The 268-nt window shown below is 50.7% G+C and carries 1 protein-coding gene; it reads left to right on the forward strand.

Going from position 1 to position 268, the window contains the following annotated elements:
* Nucleotides 1-268, forward strand: a 268-nt coding sequence (locus CWC04_RS19520; RefSeq protein WP_138686196.1) for a DUF4437 domain-containing protein, incomplete at both ends; no start/stop codon positions are given.

The following is a 268-nucleotide window of genomic DNA, read 5'->3' on the forward strand; positions in this document are numbered from 1 at the left end:
CGGTTGCGGCAAGAAATATTGACTGGGGTTACTTCAACGCGCCACCTGGTGAGAAAATCCATGGCGGAGCTGATTTATTGGTAACCCGCACAACCGAAACTTCAACAGGCATGTTAGTACGCTTTAAAAACGGCTTTGAATCTCCGCCGCCCATTCACAACAATCCCTACCGCGGTAACGTTAGTGTAGGGCAAAAGCTAAATGACGACCCAACAGCCGATAAAATGTGGAGGCCAGCCGGTACGTGTTCGACCCAACCAGCAGTTGC

The organism is Pseudoalteromonas sp. S2893 (assembly GCF_005887105.1).
GTDB classification, from domain to species: domain Bacteria; phylum Pseudomonadota; class Gammaproteobacteria; order Enterobacterales; family Alteromonadaceae; genus Pseudoalteromonas; species Pseudoalteromonas atlantica.